General features: G+C 67.9%; 12 protein-coding genes. 9 read left to right on the top strand and 3 right to left on the bottom strand.

Features of this window, described 5'->3' with window-relative positions; translation table 11 throughout:
• Together VF584_03015 and VF584_03010 are read right to left on the bottom strand one after the other, a co-directional pair.
• On the bottom strand, window positions 1–1208 hold a 1208-nt coding region (locus tag VF584_03015; GenBank protein HEX8209132.1), incomplete at its 3' end, for a transposase.
• 216 nt (window positions 1209–1424) lie between these two features.
• The gene (locus tag VF584_03010) at window positions 1425–4904 is read right to left on the bottom strand and encodes a PAS domain S-box protein (GenBank protein HEX8209131.1); all 3480 of its coding nucleotides are present in this window, start codon (window positions 4902–4904) and stop codon (window positions 1425–1427) included.
• A 496-nt stretch (window positions 4905–5400) separates the two neighbouring features.
• On the opposite strand from VF584_03010, the gene VF584_03005 reads away from it, so the two are divergent.
• The 6 genes from VF584_03005 to VF584_02980 all read left to right on the top strand — a co-directional run bounded on the left by VF584_03005 (window position 5401) and on the right by VF584_02980 (window position 9476).
• Window positions 5401–5637 carry a hypothetical protein gene (locus tag VF584_03005; GenBank protein ID HEX8209130.1) on the top strand — a complete coding sequence of 79 codons (237 nt, stop codon included), beginning with the start codon at window positions 5401–5403 and terminating at the stop codon, window positions 5635–5637.
• A 17-nt stretch (window positions 5638–5654) separates the two neighbouring features.
• Window positions 5655–6104, top strand: coding sequence for a PIN domain-containing protein (locus VF584_03000; protein ID HEX8209129.1), 450 nt, complete (start codon window positions 5655–5657; stop codon window positions 6102–6104).
• A gap of 143 nt (window positions 6105–6247) precedes the next feature.
• Complete coding sequence (locus tag VF584_02995) at window positions 6248–6472, top strand: DUF433 domain-containing protein (protein HEX8209128.1); 225 nt, start codon at window positions 6248–6250, stop codon at window positions 6470–6472.
• Window positions 6456–6779, top strand: coding sequence for a DUF5615 family PIN-like protein (locus VF584_02990; GenBank protein ID HEX8209127.1), 324 nt, complete (start codon window positions 6456–6458; stop codon window positions 6777–6779). Before VF584_02995 ends, VF584_02990 begins: the two co-directional genes overlap by 17 nt.
• Before the next feature lie 1284 nt (window positions 6780–8063).
• The gene (locus tag VF584_02985; protein ID HEX8209126.1) at window positions 8064–8726 is read left to right on the top strand and encodes a hypothetical protein; all 663 of its coding nucleotides are present in this window, start codon (window positions 8064–8066) and stop codon (window positions 8724–8726) included.
• A 150-nt stretch (window positions 8727–8876) separates the two neighbouring features.
• Complete coding sequence (locus tag VF584_02980; GenBank protein HEX8209125.1) at window positions 8877–9476, top strand: hypothetical protein; 600 nt, start codon at window positions 8877–8879, stop codon at window positions 9474–9476.
• A 191-nt stretch (window positions 9477–9667) separates the two neighbouring features.
• On the opposite strand, the gene VF584_02975 is transcribed toward VF584_02980, so the two are convergent.
• A complete protein-coding gene (locus VF584_02975; protein HEX8209124.1) occupies window positions 9668–12238 on the bottom strand; it encodes a zinc-dependent metalloprotease in 2571 nt (856 codons plus the stop codon).
• Between the two features lie 279 nt (window positions 12239–12517).
• Between VF584_02975 and VF584_02970 the strand changes: the two genes are divergently transcribed.
• From VF584_02970 to VF584_02960, 3 genes are all read left to right on the top strand, one after another.
• Window positions 12518–12853 (top strand): PadR family transcriptional regulator, encoded by a 336-nt coding sequence (locus VF584_02970; protein ID HEX8209123.1) that lies wholly within the window; start codon window positions 12518–12520, stop codon window positions 12851–12853.
• 339 nt (window positions 12854–13192) lie between these two features.
• Entirely contained in the window at window positions 13193–15862 is a 2670-nt protein-coding gene (locus VF584_02965) for an ABC transporter permease (GenBank protein ID HEX8209122.1), read from the top strand.
• A 190-nt stretch (window positions 15863–16052) separates the two neighbouring features.
• On the top strand, window positions 16053–17303 hold the full coding sequence (locus VF584_02960; protein ID HEX8209121.1) for an MFS transporter: 1251 nt from the start codon (window positions 16053–16055) through the stop codon (window positions 17301–17303).
• The last annotated feature ends 26 nt before the right edge of the window (window positions 17304–17329 follow it).

Below are 17329 nucleotides of genomic sequence, written 5' to 3'. Positions count from 1 at the left end.
CGCACCAGCTTGCCCGGTGTGCGGATCACCAGCGCACGCAGCGTCTTGACCTGCCGCAGTTCCGCCGTGCGGTCCAGCGCCGCAGTGCGCACGAAGTGCTGCATCTCGTAGGCGAGCGCGGCCAGGCCCCAGAGCAGGTGGTTCCCCCCGAGGTCATCGACCGCCGTGCGGCCCGCCCCGAGCTGGCCCATCTCCTCGATCCGGTGCTCCACCTGCGCTCCCTGGTTGTACATCCGCCACGCGGTGATGGAGTCGATCGAGGCGATGTTCGTTAGTATCGTCGCCTGGTCCTTGATCACCACCCGGCCGAGCGCAAGCTCTCCTTTGGGCGCCGCTTCCATCTGCCGCACGCACAGCATCCGTACGCCCCAGCGCTCTCCTTCGGAGACCTCCAGCCGGGGGTCCTCCGCCGAGGGGGAGAAGGGTCCCTTGTAGCGCTGCAGCGTGTTGGACTCCTGCATCTTCATCACGAAGTTCACCCCAAGCGACTTCAGCTTCTCGATTACGGCCACCTTGAAGTAGCCCTTGTCCAGCCGCACCAGGATCTGCTTCACTCCCTGCGCCCTCAGCCAGGTGACCAGATCCTCCGCCCACTCCTCCAGCCCCTCCGCGCAGTTGGCCTTGCCCGGCCTCCAGCGCACGCCCACGCAGTCGCCGGTGTCCAGGAAGGCCAGGTGCGGGTGGTGCGAGGGCCGGCCCCGCTTGCGCGGATTGTAGCCCACCTCCGCCCCCGCCTGCTTCACCCCGTAGCGCAGCACCACCGTCGAGTCGAACAGCAGCATCACCGAGCTCGGCACCCCGCCCGCTGCCTCCCAGCGCGCCCTCACCACGCGGCGCAGCACCCTGTCCATCTCCTTCGCCGCACGCTCGCCACCTTTTCGGGCAAAGCGACCGAAGGTCGTCGGGTCCACCACCTTCTCCCAGCCGAAGAGAGCCCGGACGCCACGCGTCTCCAGGAGCGGGAGGTGGTCCATGTGCGTGCCGCCGTAGTGCAGCATCGCCATCCACTGCTCGATGTGCAGCGCCGGCCGGTAGCGCCCCCTCACCCAGCCGAGCACCCCGTTCAGGTGCGCTCCCAACCCCAGCCGGTCCCACAGCGCGCGGAACGGGGCCAGCCCCGCACCATCCGTCAGCTGCTCTTCCGTCGTCTCCAGCGCCAGGCCAGCCGCAGAACCTTGTACGTATGGGCGAGTCGGGATAGCTTGCATCAGAGCACCGGTTTGGTGTAGCGGGTGTGAGAGGCTTCTTGGCGGAAGTGACTCACAATCTACTACTTCAAGTCGGTGCTCGCTCTTTTTTCCACGCAGGATCTGGGATGAATCCCCCGGCTGGAACGACGGGAAGGCGGCTGAAGCCGGCTCGAGAAACGCGGCATTGGACCCGGAGTCCGCGAAGGCGGACTTTGTGCTGTTGTTGCCGCGAGTTTACTCGCCAGGGCGAGGCCCAGCCTCCCCCCTGCCCTGCAGCACGCCGTCGATGGTGGTGAGGAAGAGGTCCACGTCGAGCGGCTTGGTGAGGTAGGCGTGGACGCCGGCCTCCATCAGGCGGCTGACGGCGCCGCGGGTGGCGTCGGCGCTGATGACGACGACCGGGGTGGTGGCGGTGCGCGGATCCTGGCGGAGGCGGCGCAGGACCTCCTCGCCCGGGATGTCCGGGAGGTGCAGGTCCAGGAGGATCAGGTCGGGCGCGTGCTCCGCCGCCAGCTCCAGCCCCAGACGGCCCTTGAGCGCGGGGACGAGGGTGATCTCCGGGCGGTCGTCCAGGATCGTCTCGATCAGGCTCAGGTTGGCGACATTGTCCTCCACGTAGAGCACCGTCGCGGGGCGGGCGCCGTGCTCCTCCGCCGCCGGACGCTCCGTGCGCGCGCTGCGCAGCAGGCCCACGGGGTCGTCCGCCAGCGCCAGGTCGACGCTGAAGATGGAGCCGCGGCCCGGCGTGCTCTCCACCTGCATCTCGCCCCCCATCGCCTCCACCAGCCGCTTGGAGAGCGCCAGCCCCAGCCCGGTCCCCTCCACCTCCGTCTGCTCGGCGCCCAGGCGGGCGAAGGGAACGAAGAGCTGGTCCAGGCGATCTGCCCTGATCCCCACGCCGGTGTCGTGCACGCGGATGCGGAAGCGCTCGCCCTCCACGCCGCAGGTGATGCGCACGCGGCCGCCGGGGCGGTTGTACTTGATGGCGTTCGAAAGGAGGTTCAGCAGCACCTGCGTCAGCCGCTGCCGGTCCGCGATCACGTAGTGCGACGCGTCGCCGCCGACTTCTTCCGCCAGCGCGCACCCGGTCTGCGCGGCGAGCGGACGCACCAGGCCGAGCGCCTCCTCCACCGCCTCGCTCACGTGCACCGCCTCCAGCGAGAGCTGCTGGCGGTTGGCCTCGATTCGCGAAAGGTCCAGCACCTCGTTGATCAGGTTGAGGAGGTGCCGCCCGGCGCGCAGGATGTGCTCCACACCCTTGCGCTGGTCGGGCGGAAGGTTGCGGCGCTCCAGGAGCTGCGCGAAGCCCAGGATGGAGTTCATGGGCGTGCGCAGCTCGTGGCTCATGCGGCTCAGGAACTCGCTCTTGGCGTGGTTCGCCGCCTCCGCCGCCTCGCGGGCGCGCTCCGCGTCGTCGCGGGCGCGCTGCAGCGCGACCTCCGTCTCCTTGCGCTCGGTGATGTCGCGGAACCACCAGATGCGGCCGTAGTAGCGCCCCTCCGCGTCCTTGACCGGGGCGCTGTACCGGTCGAAGACGCGCCCGTCCCGCAGCCGCACCTCTTCCTCGCTGCGCTCGTCGCGCCGCTCGTACAGCTCGGCCACGCGCGCGATGAAGCCGTCCGGGTCCTCCAGCTTCCCCAGCACCGCCCCGATCGCCGCCTCGTCCGAGCGCTCCGCGATCACCTCGTCCGGGATCTCCCACATCTCGGCGAAGCGCCGGTTGTAGGAGAGGATCTTCCCCTCGCCGGAGATCACCAGGATGCCGTCGATGGAGGCCTCGCCCTGCGCCTCCAGCAGCGTCTTCTGGAAGCGCAGCTCCGCCTCGGCCTCCTTGCGCTGCGTGGCGTCGCGAAGGTTGATGATGACGCCGTCGGCGGCGCTGTCCGGGCGCAGCGTGCGCGCGGAAACCTCCACGGAGCGCCACGATCCGTCCTTGTGCAGGTAGCGGAAGTCGAGCGTGTAGGTAAATCCCGGGTTGCGGAAGGCGCCGCCCAGCGCCTCCTTGCACTTCTCGTGGTCCTCCGGGTGGATGCGCTCGAACGCCGAGGTGCCGAGGATCTCGTCCGGCGCGTACCCTAGCACCCGCTCGATGGAGGGCGAGTGATAGAGGCTCGCCCCCTTTGCGTCCAGGATGGACGCCACGTCCGACGAGTTCTCGATCAGCGTGCGGAAGTGCTGCTCGCTGCGCTGGAGCGCCCGCTCGGTCGTCTTCTGGTCGGTGATGTCGCGCACCACCGTGACGATCTGCTCGGTGCCGAAGGGAAGGATGCGCGCCTCGAAGTCGCGGACCTCGTCCCCGTCGCGCACCGAGTACTCGGTGCACACCAGGGCCCCGGTGCGCTTCACCTCTTCCAGCCCCTCCGCCACGCGTGCCGCCGCATCCGCCGGCAGAAGGTCGTGCAGCCGGCATCCCGCCAGCTCGCCGGCCAGGCGCTCGCCGGCGTGGTGCTCCAGGACGGTCCCCTCGCGGTCGAGGCGGAAGTAGAGGTCGGGGAGCGCTTCGAAGATGGCCTCCAGCTCGTGCGTCTTGTGGCGCAGCTCCACCTCGGCGCGGGCGCGCTCGGCCACCTCCTCCTCCAGGGCGCGGTTGGCGGCGGCCAGCTCGGCCGTGCGCTCCTGCACCCGCGTCTCCATCTCGTCGTACGCCTCCCTGCGCTCCGCGGCCAGGCGCAGGTTGTCCAGCGCGTTGGCCGCGAGCGACGCCACCGCCTCCAGCGCCTCCACGTCCTCCTCGTTGTACAGCCCCGGCGTGTAGCTCTGTGCGCTCAGTATCCCCAGCACCTCGCCGCCCAGCAGGATGGGGGTGCGGATGACCGACTGGCTGCGCCGCCCCGTTCCGGTGACCGCCGCGCCCTGCCCCGCCGGGTCGTCCGCGCTGTGGGTGAGGAGCGACTTCCGCTCGCGCACCACCCGCTCCCCCGGCGTCCCGGCCGCGGGGACGCTGCTGGGCTCGCTGAACACGTCCGCGTCGTAGCCGCCCACCCCCACGAACTCGTGCTTCTCCGCGTCGTACGCCATCAGGAAGAAGGCGTCGTAGGGGAGGATTGCGCGGCACGCCACCTCCAGCACGTCGCGCAGCGCCGCGCGCGACGGTGCGCCGATCACCGCCGCGGCGGTGGCTACCACGGCGCGCATGCGGTCCGCCATCCGCTGCGCCTGCCGCTCGGCCCGGCGCAGCGCCTCGTCCGCGGCCACCTGGCGGGCCAGCTCCTCGGTCATCCCCACCAGGTGCCTGCGCAGCTCCAGCTGCACCATCACCTGCCGCGAGAGCGTGCGCAGCGCCGTCCGCTGCTCCTCCGTGATCTGGCGCGGCTTCTGGTCGAGCACGCACAGCGTCCCCAGCTCGTGCCCGTCCGGCGTGATGAGCGGCGCGCCCGCGTAGAAGCGGATGCGCGGCTCGCCGGTGACGAACGGGTTGTCCGCGAAGCGCTCGTCGAGCGTCGCGTCGGGCACCACCGTCACCTCTTCGTGGAGGATGGAGTGCGCGCAGAACGCCACCTCGCGCGTGGTCTCCGGCACGTCCAGCCCCACGCGCGCCTTGAACCACTGCCGGTCCTCGTCGATCAGCGTCAGCAGCGCGATCGGCGTCCCGCAGAGCTGCGACGCCAGCAGCGTGACGTCGTCGTACGCCTGCTCGGGCGAGGTGTCGAGGATCTGGTACTCGTGGAGCGCCGCGAGCCGCTCGGCCTCATTGGCGGGGAGGGGAGCCTTCATCCTTCGAAGTCCTGTGATGCGCGGGGATCGGCGGGTGGGATGCCGTGTAAACGCCGGCTATCAGTGTAATGCGCCGGGGCGGCTGGGGCGAGTGAACTCGCGGCAACGACTGCACAAAGTCCCCCTGCGGGGACTCGGGGGCGGGATTCGCGCGAACCTCGGACGCCCACACCGCCGCATCGTAGGGGCGCGATTCATCGCGCCCGCCCTCTCCCCCTCCTCGACCCACGCCTCCCGCACCGATCCTGTAGGGGCAGCCGCGCGTGGCTGCCCGTGCCCTGGTAATGCGCCGTTGACGGCCACGCGCGCCGATTCCATGGGCATCCAGCACCCAGGAGTCCCGTACCAGGAGCGAATGAATTCGCCGCAGGCTTCAGCCCCCGGTTATGCGGGGCCAACACCCGCCCCTTGGCCGGATCACCGGAGACGGAACCGGAGTGAGGTGCAAGTGTACGGACAGGGGCGATGATCGTACGTACAACCAACCAAAGACGTCATGGCTGCTCCCTCCAGGTCTTCGCCGCCGGCTGCCGGCCGCCGCGCCGCCCATCAGGGCAAGGTCCGCAAGGAGTTCTGGCTCGACCCCCAGCTGCTCGCGGAAGCGCAGGCCGCGCTTGGCGCCGGCACCGAGCGCGAAACGGTGGAGCTTGCGCTCGACCTCGTCGCGTTTCGAGGTGAGCTCCTGGCGGGAGCAAAGGCCTTGCGTGGACTCCCGCTGTCACGGCTCGACTGACAGCTATCGTGCCCTCGATGCGGAAGTACGTGCTCGACACGAACTGCTTCGTGGACGCGGCCCGGTCCGAACCCGCGGCGGCGGCCTACGAGGCGTTCGTGGCCCGCGCGGCGCCGGGGCTCTGGCTCAGCGCCGTCGTCGCCGCCGAGCTGCGCGCGGGTGCCCGAACAGCCCGCGCGCGCCGCGTGCTGGAGCGCCAGGTGCTCGGCCCCTACCTTCGACGCGGGCGCGTGCTCACTCCGTCGGCGGCGAGCTGGGAGGCGCTCGGCACCGTGCTGGCCACCCTTGGGACTCGCGAAGGCCTGGACCTGAAGCAGGTGCCGCGCAGCTTCGTCTTCGACGTGCTCATCGCGCACAGCTGCCGCGAAGCCGGCGCGGTGCTGGTTTCCGCGAACGTCCGCGACATGGAGCGCATCCGCCGCGTGTTCACGTTCGAGCATGTGGCGCCCTACCCGGATGCGCCCTGAGCGCGAGCGTGCGGCACTGTAGTGGCGGCTCCTCGTGGGTGGGCCAGATTGGGGTTCGGCGGCTCAACCCTTGCTCGGAGTGTCAGAGAGGCTGGCGCTTGTACATGCGCCGCCTACGGCGACCGCTTTCCCCGGAGGCACTCATGGAGCGCGACCAGGTTATCTCGGTGAACCCGCAGGTGATGAGTGGAACGCCTGTTTTCACCGGTACTCGCGTCCCCGTCGAGAGCCTCATCGCTCACCTGAAGGCGGGGGACACCCTGGAGGACTTCCTCGAAGGTTTTCCGGGCGTGCGGCGTGAACAGGCTGAAGCATTTCTCGAGCTGGCACTGAGCGCCGCGTTGGATGGTCATGCGCGTGCTGCTTGATGAGCAGCTGGATCAACGGCTGCGCACCCTTTTCGATCCCGAGTTTCAGGTAGAGACGGTTCGCTATCGCGGCTGGGATGGCCTCGCGGACGGCGAGCTGCTGCACCGCGCGGGCGCCGAGTACGATGCTCTTGTGACCATGGATCGGGGAATCCCGCACCAGCAGAACGTAGCACGCCTTTCGCTTGGGATCGTCGTGCTGGTCGCAACGAGTAATCGATGTGCGGATACCGCACCGCTGATCCCGGCGTTGTGCGAGGCTCTCCACTCCATCCGGGCTGGACAGGTTCTCTACGTTCCAGAGTAGTTCACGGTTTAGGTGTATCCAGTAGAAAACCCGGCAGCCGCGGATGATCGAGTCCACGGCTGCCGGGTTTTCGCTACTGACCGTTGTCACTCCGCTGAGGCGGCGCACCACCTCTCTCGCTCCGCGCCGGTACACGGTCAGGCACACCAACTCGCCCGCGGGATCGCGCACCTCCCACCAGCGCGTCTGCTGCCGCTTGTGGACCGTGTACGCTTCAGGAGCGTGCATGCGAGCTTCCTTCCCATCGGCCATTGTGACCTCCGATCCTCTTGACCCGTGACCGCCAGCAGGGGTAGCTTGGGAGAGCGGGCGGCCCTCGGGTTGGTTCGCATTGTAAGGCTGACCGGTTCTTCTTGGCGGGAGAGCGGTCAGCCTTGCTTCGGCCCCTGCTGGATAGAGTATTCTATCCGCAGCAGGGTTTGTCAAGAGCACTCTATCCAACGAGACGCGTGGACTTCAAGACAGCTACAGATGTCCTCACCCAGCGTATCACAGCGGAGGAGATCGCTGAAGCTGCGGGCGTGTCGATTAGCAGCATCGCGCGTGCTCGACTCGATCGTGGAAGCTCCGCGTACCGCTCTCCCCCGGAAGGTTGGCAGGAGGTCTTGGCAAGGCTCGCAGATGATCGTGGTGGCGAGTTGAAGGAACTTGCGGGTAGGTTGCGGCGGGGTGGGTAAGGGGAAGTCATAGTTGCGGAATCGTGATCGAATGCGAGCGGCCAGACTTAAACCATCAGGTTCTGATGCAAGCAAGTGCATGGAATGACGGCGGAAATACCTACGGGGTTCGCGTGGGATTCCCAACCGTAACACACACTTCGACCCCCAGTGGAGTGAGATCGAAGTGGAAGTTGACGGTGAGCCGCATCTGTTCGCACTCACCGGTGGGTTCTGGAATAAGTGCCCTGAATTTCGTGACCGCGGCAGCTCGGTGGTTCGTGAGTGGCTTCGTAGGAACTACACCCTCGATTGGTCACGAGGTAATCCACCTCGGTTTGAACTCATCCCCTTAGGCGGAAACCGCTTTCGGCTAATAACCGGCTTCGGCGGAACAGTCTAACCAATGCCTGCAGCATACCGTTACGGTGTGCGCAATTGCGAACCATCCTCATTCTATCCTCTTTAACCCATGCCATTCAGTCCGGTATTTCACCTATTATCGCGCGAGGGCTACATCACACAGTCGTGCATCGGTACCGGACTCACCGAGGCTCGAAACGCCAACCTCACGGACCGTGGACGTTATTATACCGCTTTCTTCCAACTTTCTATCGGTTTGGAGCGGATGGCGAAATTAGCGCTTGTCCTCGACCACATGGTATCCCAACAGCTTGCCCCACCGGGTGGTACGGCGATCCGAAAGTACGGCCATGATCTCGAATCGTTGTATCGCGCCGCAAACGAGGCTGCCCAAAACAGAGGATGGAATCTATCCGCAGAAACTCCTACATCTCCGTTCACGGAACGAATCCTAAGCTTCCTGTCGCGTTTCGCCAAAACAACTCGTTATGCGAACTTGGATGCACTCGCATCAGGAACGGCAGTCTCAGAACCACTAGAGGAATGGAATCAGATTCTCCAGGATGTGCTGCTAACGGATAGTCCGTCGAGAAAGCGGGAGCGGATCGCGCAAGATTCAGCTGCCTTGGGTAATCTTTTGAAGGATGCTACCTTTGTGCGAGCACATGATCTTGCAAGTCGATCCATGACACTGGAGGACTGGTTCGCTCAACCGCAATTGCTCGATGAGGCGGCTAAGTATGTCGTTTGGCACCTCGTCCTTATAACCGTTCCACTCAAAGAGATTGTTGTCTACCTGTCGCACTTGGCCGCTGACATTAACCGGAAGCAAACACGATCTATCGTCCACATTCCATCGATGTCAGAGTTCTACACGTTTCTGTGGGTGAACCGTGGTTACGTTCTAAGAAAGAAACGCTGGCCGTAGGCATAGCGTCCCTGTGAGTTGCTGCGCATTGCAGTAGGTGAGTTGTAAAGCCGACAAGCTGCCGGGATCCGTGTGCACACTAGCGCGGGTCCTGTGCGCGGCGCAGTTGGAACTTTCAGGATTGGGTCACAAACACTTTGTGGAGATAACATGCCGAGCTTGTCATTGACTGATTTAGTGGATGTGGTGTCTAGATCTGGTACGCCAAAGGCAACGAAGGTAGCGGAAATCAAGAACCGCGCGCCCTACCAACCAGCGACTGACTTCTACAAGCCGCTTCGGGACCGGCTCATTGAACTCCATAAAGCTGGCAAAGGCCGATCAGCTCTAGCTGAGCTGCTGGACGGTATCCACGATCAGAAGAAGCTCACAAACTATCCGGACGCGCTCGAGGGTTACCACAAGTGGTGGGGAAAGAAGGCTATTCAGTGGTTTGACCCACCCCGCAACCCTTACGGACATGCTGGAATCGAGATAGCAGTAAATCCTGAACTTGGACTTACTATCGATGGAACGCGCTTCGTGGTAAAGCTTTACATGAAGGCGGACCCACTCTCCAAACTACGAGTTGACCTCATCACTGTTTTGATGGAAGTAGCGCTTCGTCCCAAGTGCGAGCCGGGCGATCAGCTGGCGCTGCTCGATATGCGCCGGGCGAAATTGTTTACTGTGTCGGCGCCGATTCCAACAACAAGGGCTATGGTTGATGCCGAATTAGCGTATGTGGCGTCCCTTTGGCCCAATATCTGAGCGTAGGCGCATAGCCGCTGTCTAAACACCGGCTGCAGCATTTAGAGCCGTTCATCCTTCGGCGGATGACAGACAGCCTGCCCTGACGCACAAAGCTCGGCAGCCGCGGACTGGATCGTCCGCGGCTGCCGAGCTTTTGTGCTGACCGGCGTTACCTCCGGCGTCCGCCTACCTTGCGTCCGCCGGCTCCATCAGTCCGCCGGGTCCAGGATGTTGCCGATGCGGTGCACGGCGCCCTGCATGTGCAGCAGCGTGCCGCGATCCGTGGTGCGCGGGATTGCGCGCTGGATCTCGGAGCGCAGCGTCACCAGCACACCGCGCAGCTGCGACTTGGCGTCGTCCGAGAGCGGCGTCGGGCGCTGGCCGCCGGGGAAGATCACCACCTGTGTGGTGGCGCTCTCCGGCGGGTTCAGCTTCCGGTCGATCAGCGACAGCAGGTCCATCTGCAGCTCGCGCCGGTACGGGTCCATCACCGGGCGCGCCGAGTAGATCTCCTGCCAGATGCCGCGGCGCACGTCGTCCAGCATCGACGACAGCGGGTAGACGTACTGCCGCTCGCGGCCCAGGGCCTCCTGCTCCAGCAGGCGGTTCATGCGCCCGTCGTCCAGCAGGCTGTTGAGCACGCGCGTCTGCGCCGCGTTGATGCGCGTGATCATCCCGCCCGCCTCGATGCGGCTGGCGATGTCCGGGCGGATCAGGTACTGCGGCGTGCGGAAGACGTTCTCGTTGAGGAAGCGCACCGCCGCCTGCTGGCGCGCTGCCGGCATCGGCGCGTACACCGCGCCCGGCTGGCTGCCGCTCTTGTACTGCACCGTGCCGCCGCCCACCATGGTGGCCACGTGCCCCGCCTCGGTGGACCACTGCTGCACCGTGCGGTCGTACAGCTCGCGCAGGTCGGTGTTGTCCTCGCCCGGCCGCGTGGCCGCGGCGGGAATGTAGCCCACCACGCGCTGGATGTTGCGGAAACCCAGCCCCGTGCTCTTGATGGGGTCCGCGTCGCCCACCGCCTCGTTCAGCGTGCCGTAGCCGCCGAACTCGTTGCCGGCCGAGAAGCGGTACCAGGGGATGGTGTCCTGCATGCGCGACCACTGCTCCAGCGTGGGGCGCTCCTGCTCGCTGGTGCGCGCGCCGGGGATCGGCTTGTACCCCCACATGATGGCGTAGCGGTCGTACGGCCCCACCCGCGGGATGATGTGCTCCAGCGGGATGTTGTCCTCGGGCTGCGCCACGTAGTTGAAGCGCGAGTAGTCCATGATGCTGGGCGAGTGCCCCATCCGCCGCACCCAGCTCGGGCTGCGCACGCTGTCGGCCGGGTAGGTGGAGCTGCCGATCTGGTCGTGCTGCAGGCCGATGGTGTGCCCGATCTCGTGCGCCACCACGAACTGCAGCAGCTTCCCCATCAGCGAGTCCGGCATGGGGAGCGAGCGGGCGCGCGGGTCGATGGCCGCGGCCTGCGTGAAGTACCAGGAGCGCTGCAGGTTGAGGATGTTGTGGAACATCCGCACCGAGCCGTTGAGGATCTCGCCCGTGCGCGGGTCGTGCACGTGCGGACCCACCGCGTTCTCCGTGGTGGACGGCAGCCAGCGGATCACGGTGTGGCGGATGTCCTCGGGCGACCAGTCGGGGTCGTTCGCGGGCACCTCGCCGGGGACGATGCCGTCCTTGAAGCCGGCCGCCTCGAACGCCTGCTGCCACTCGATGATCCCGGCGCGCACGAACGGCTTCCACTGCTCGGGCGTCGCGGGGTCCACGTAGTAGACGATGGGCTTCTTGGGGTAGCAAAGGTCGCCCACGCGCCGCTCGGAGCACTCCAGGCGGTAGCGGGTGATGTAGCGGCGCTGCGCCGAGCGGTGCTCCGTGGTGCCGAAGTCGATCTGGCGGATGGAGAAGAAGCCCACGCGCTCGTCGAAGCGGCGCGGCACCATCGGGATGTCCGGAAGGCGCACGATGCTCCAGTGCGCCAGCACGCTCACCGCCGGCGTGGGCGCGCCGCCCGTGGGAGCTGGCGGGGCACCCGGGCCGCGCGGTGGCGTGGGGACGCCGGTCTGCGTCGCCTCGATCTCCACGTTGTCCGGGAAAGCGAGCGCGCGCTCGATGTACGAGCGGGCCGGGTCCACCGTGCCGCGGATCGCCGCGATCTCGGGCGTGGCGGTGGTGAAGAGGCGCGTCACGTCCACCACGGCCGAGCTGTCCGGCCCGAACGCTTCCACGTTCAGCACCGCGACGATCGCCGGGTAGTTGGACGTCTCCACGGCGCGGGCCACGGGGAGCGCGGTGTCCGCGGTGATGTTGAACGTCGGGGAGCGCAGGATCACGCGGTTGCGGTTCCGCTCCCAGCGCAGGGTGAGCTCGGCGAACTGGTCGCCGCCGAAGTCGCCGAAGCCGCCGGCGGGGTTGTTGGGGTTGATGGGCGCGGCGCGGGCGTAGCGCCCCACCAGCAGCATGTCCTTGTTGAGCTCGCGGCGCGGGATCTCAAAGAACAGCTTGTCGCCCACCTGGTGCACGGCGAACATCCCGCGGCGCGTGCGCGCTTCGGAGGTGATGACCGACGAGTAGGCGCGCGGGCGCGCCGCCCCGGTTCCGCCGCCGCCGCCGGGGGCGGTGGTGTCGCCGCTGGCGGCTCCCGAGGGCATGGTGCGCTGGACGGGGGCTCCGGCGCCGGTGGGGCCACGGGCGCCCGAGGGGCCTGTGGCCGGCGGCGTCTGGCGGGCGCACCCCGCCAGGAGTACGGCCGCCAGGATGAAGATGGACTGGTGCTTCATGGGCAAATGTGCTCCGGGGGAGGATACCATCGGGGAGCCTGGGCGGGCACCCCTGCTAAAATAATTGCACGCTAATGCACCCGGGGCAAGCACCCCCCACCATCACGCCTCTCCTTTGTGCCCCGCGTTGGACGGTTCTTGACATCGCCGCGCGCACGCCGCATACATGCTGCCCTAGCGGTCTATGCATAGACGGCTGTGCTGATTCTCCTTGACAGCGCACGGGCAGCGCCGCATACATCATGCATAGATGTCTTGGTATACTGACCGGGGACGACGATGACACGGAACCGCACGGACGTACTCCAGGGGACGCTGGGGATGCTGGTGCTGCGCACGCTCAAGGTGCGCGGCCGCCTGCACGGCTACGCCATCAGCTCAGACATCCAGCGCGTCTCCGCCGAGCTGCTTCGCGTGGAGGAAGGGTCGCTCTACCCCGCGCTGCACCGCATGGAGCAGGAGGGGTGGATCACCAGCGAGTGGGGGATGACGGAGAAGAACCGCCAGGCGCGGTTCTACTCGCTGACGCCGGCCGGCGAGGCGCGGCTGGCGCAGGAGCAGGAGAGCTGGGCACGCCTCACCGCGGGCGTGCACCGGGTGCTGGGGTTTGCGTGATGGACTGAAGTGCTAAGTGCTAAGTGCTAAGTGCTAAGTGCTAAGTGCTAAGTGCCAAGTGCCAAGTGCCAAGTGCCAAGTGCCAAGTGCTAAGTGCTAAGTGCCAAGTGCCAAGTGCTAAGTGCTAAGTGCCAAGTGCCAAGTGCTAAGTGCCAAGTGCCAAGTGCTAAGTGCTAAGTGCCAAGTGCCAAGTGCCAAGTGCCAAGTGCCAAGTGCTGGAGTGCTGAACAGCAGCTCGGACAAGCAGTTCAGGACTTAGGACTTAGGACTTAGGACTTTCCCATTGATGCCCGCCTTCTCGGGAATAACCACCCACCTTCCGGTACGGAGACACCAGCGATGGGCCGGTTCAAACGATTCGCCAACCTGGGCCGCCGCGACCGGGTCACGCACGAGATCGACCGCGAGCTCGACTTCCACCTGGCGGAGCTCGCCGACGAGCTGGTGGCCGGGGGGATGAGCGAGGGGGAGGCCCGGCGCGAGGCCCGGCGCCGCTTCGGCAACCCGGCCGTGCAGCGGGAGCGCACCCGCGACGTGGACGTGATGGTCTGGCTGGAGTCGATGGGCGCGGACCTGCGCTACGCGGTACGCTCGCTGCGCGCCAGCCCGGGCTTCGCGCTGGCGGCGGTGCTCTCGCTGGCGCTGGGGATCGGCGCAAACACCGCCATCTTCAGCCTGGTGGACGCGGTGCTCCTCCGCAGCCTGCCCGTGAGCCGCCCCGAAGAGCTCCGGCAGGTGAGCATGGGCGAGGGGGACAACACCTTTTCCAATCCGTTGTGGGAGGAGATCCGAGACCGGCAGGAGGCGTTCTCGTCAGTGACGGCGTACTCCAGCAACCGCTTCGAGATGGCGCGCGGCGGCGAGTCGCGCCGGGTGGACGGGGCGTGGGTGAGCGGCGCCTACTTCGCTACGCTGGGAGTGGGGCCCGCTGCCGGGCGCCTGCTGGGCGCGGCGGACGACCGGCGCGGGTGCCCGGCCGTGGCGGTGCTCGCCCACGCATTCTGGCGGAGCGCGTACGGCGGCGACCACGGTGTGGTGGGGCGCACGATCTCGCTGAACGGAACGCCCGTGGAGGTGATCGGCGTGGCGGCGCGCGGCTTCTCCGGCCTGGAGGTGGGGCGGGCCGAGCGGATCTTCGTTCCGATCTGCGCCCAGGACGCCATGGACCCGGTGGGCGACGGCGGCCTTTCGGAACGCGGCCGCTGGTACCTCCAGATCGTCGGGCGCCGCGCACCGGGGCTGGACGATGCCGCCCTGGCCACGCGCCTGGCGGCGGTGGCTCCGTCCGTCTTCGCGGCGACGGTGCCGGATTACTACCCGGAGAAGGCGCGGCGCGAGTACCTGCGCACCGCCCTGACGGCGCGCCCCGCCGCCAACGGCGACTCCGCGCTGCGCGAGAGCTACCGCACCGCCCTCCTGGCGCTGATGGGGGTGGTGGTGCTGGTGCTCATCGTGGCGTGCGCCAACCTGGCGAACCTCCTGCTGGTGCGCGGCACCGTGCGCCGCCGCGAGATCGCGGTGCGCATCGCCATCGGGGCAGGGAGGGCGCGCCTGATCCGCCAGCTCCTCACCGAGAGCATGGTGCTGGCCACCCTGGGCGCGGCGCTGGGGGTGCTCTTCGCCCTCTGGTCCACCCGCCTCCTGATGAGCCTCCTCTCCACCTCGTCGCGGCCGGTGTGGCTGGACCTGTCGCTGAACGGGCGGGTGCTGGCCTTCGCGGCGGCCGTCACCCTGGTCACCAGCCTCCTCTTCGGCCTGGCCCCGGCGTGGCAGGCCGCGCGGGGCGAGCCGCACGGGCTGCTCCGGGGGCAGGTGCGCGGCACCGACGCGGCTCTCGGCCGCGGCGCGGGGCGGGCGCTGGTGGTTGGGCAGATGGCGCTGTCGATGGTGCTGGTGGTGGGCGCGGGGCTCCTCCTCTCCACCTTTTCGCGGCTCCAGCGGCTCGACCCCGGCTTCGACCCCGAGGAAGTGCTGATCGTTTCCGTCGGCGGGTCCGCCCGGCAGCTCTCCCCCCCGGCGCGGCGGGCCATGCAGCAGCAGGTGCTGGAGCGGCTGCGCGCGTTGCCCGGCGTGCGCGGCGCCGGCGCGGCGGATCTGACGCCGATCGGCGGCTCCATGTGGAACACGGACATCAAGGTGGATGGATACCAGCCCGCGAAGCCGGACGACACCATGGTGTGGCTGAACGCCGTGGGCGACGGCTACTTCGCGGCGATGGGCACCCGCCTGCTGGCCGGGCGGGACTTTGCGCCCGGCGACCGCGAGGGCTCCGCCCCCGTGGCGGTGATCAACCAGGCGATGGCGCGGCGCATCTTCGGTGCGGCCCAGCCGGTAGGGCGGCGGATCCGGTACAGCGCGGGCCCCATGGAGCCCATCGAGGTGGAGGTGGTGGGCGTGGTGGAGGACGCGGTGTACCGCTCGCTGCGCGACGGCGGCGAGGCCACGATGTACCTGCCCGCCGGCCAGCAGGAAAAGGCTCCGCTCAACTTCGTGGTGCGCGGTGGGGATCCGCGGTCGCTCGTACGCCCGGTGGGCGCGCTGCTGCGGGATGCGGCCCCCGGCGCCGTATTCGAGCTCCGCACCCTCTCTGACCAGGTGGCCGCCTCGCTCCTGCGCGAGCGGCTGCTCGCCACCCTGGCCGCCTTCTTTGGGGGGCTGGCGCTGCTGCTGGCGGTGCTGGGGCTGTACGGCACGGTGGCGTACTCGGTGGCGCGCCGCAGCAGCGAGATCGGCATCCGCATGGCGCTGGGCGCTCCCGGCCGCCGCGTGGTGAGGATGGTGCTGGGCGACATGGTGCGGATGGTGGCTCCCGGCGTGGTGCTGGGCGTCGTGCTGTCGCTGGCGATGAGCCGCTTCGTCTCCTCCTTTCTGTACGGCCTGGAGGCGACGGACCCCGCCGTCATGGGCGTCGCCGCCCTCGTGCTCGCCCTGGCAGCCCTCGCCGCCGGCGCCGTGCCCGCAACCCGCGCGGCGCGGGTCGATCCGATGGTGGCCGTGCGCGCAGAGTAAACTGCATCGGAAACAGGATGTCACGCAAAGGCGCTAAGGCGCGAAGGAAAGACACGGAAGTACTTTCTTTGCGTCTTTGCGCCTTCGCGTGAGCCCATCAGCCGTTTACCCTCAAGTGTGAGCCCTGCCGTTTGCGCTCCGCCGCGCTATCTTGTGCGGCCCGCAGACGACTCGCACCGGGGGTGGCACGTTGAAGGAACCCGCCGAAGATGGAGCGGAGCGCCCGCCCGCGCAGCGGGGGGCGCTCGCTGCGTTGCGGCACCGCAACTTCCGCGTCTTCTACGCGGGGCAGATCCTGTCGCTCTGCGGCACCTGGATGCAGAGCACGGCGCAGGGGTGGCTCGTGCTGGAGCTCACCAACTCCGCGCTCCTGCTGGGCGTGGTGACGGCGGCGGGGTCGCTTCCGTCGCTCGCCTTCACCCTGTGGGCCGGCGTGGTGGCCGATCGCGCGGACAAGCGGCGCATCATCCTCATCGCCGACCTGGTGATGGGGGCGCAGTCGCTTGCGCTGGCCGTACTCACGCACCTGGGGCTCATCACCTACCCGGTGCTCCTCCTGCTGGTGCTGGTGCTGGGCACCGCAAACGCCTTCGAAGTCCCCACGCGCCAGTCGTTCTTCGTGGACCTGGTGGGAAAGGAGGACCTCCCCAACGCCATCGCGCTCAACTCGTCTGCCTTCAACGGCACGCGCATCATCGGGCCGGCGCTGGCGGGGTGGCTGATCGGGGTGGCGGGGGTGGCCGCGTGCTTCTACGCCAATACCGTCTCCTTTCTCTTCGTGGTGGTGGGGCTGATGATGATGCGCCTCCCGCGCTTCCATCCACCGGAGCGCACCACCTCCACGCTGGACGACCTGCGCGAGGGGCTCGCCTTCATCCGCGGCGACCGGCTGGTGAGGACGCTGGTGTGGCTGATCGCGGCGATGAGCATCACCGCCTTCCCCTACGCCATGCTCCTCCCCGTCTTCGCGCGCGACGTGCTGCACGTGGGCGCCACCGGGCTAGGCTACCTGCTGGCGGCGACGGGGCTGGGCGCGCTGGCGGGGGGTGTGGCGCTGGCCGCAGGAGGAGGGCGGCTGCCTCGCGGGAGGCTGATGGTGTGGTCGTCGCTGGCGTTCTGCGCCTTCCTCTTCGCCTTCACATTCGCCCGCACGCTACCCGCGGCGCTGGTGCTGCTGGGGTGCGCGGGGTTCGCCATGATCCTCAACAACGCCACCCTCAACGCCCTCCTCCAGTCGCTGGTTCCCAACCGGCTGCGGGGGCGGGTGATGTCCGTGTACGTCTTCATGTTCCTGGGGATGACCCCCATCGGCGCGCTGCAGGCCGGTGCCCTCTCGCGCGCCGTCGGCGCCCCCGCCGCCCTCGCCGCCGGGGCCGCGGCGCTCTTTTTGATCGTGCTGGCCGTCACGCTGCGCGTGCCCGAGCTCCGGCGCGTGCGGTAGCGCGGGAATCCGCGCCGCGGCCCGGC

The organism is Longimicrobium sp. (assembly GCA_036389135.1).
Taxonomy (GTDB): Bacteria; Gemmatimonadota; Gemmatimonadetes; order Longimicrobiales; family Longimicrobiaceae; genus Longimicrobium.
This window is presented reverse-complemented; position numbering and strand designations above follow the sequence as displayed.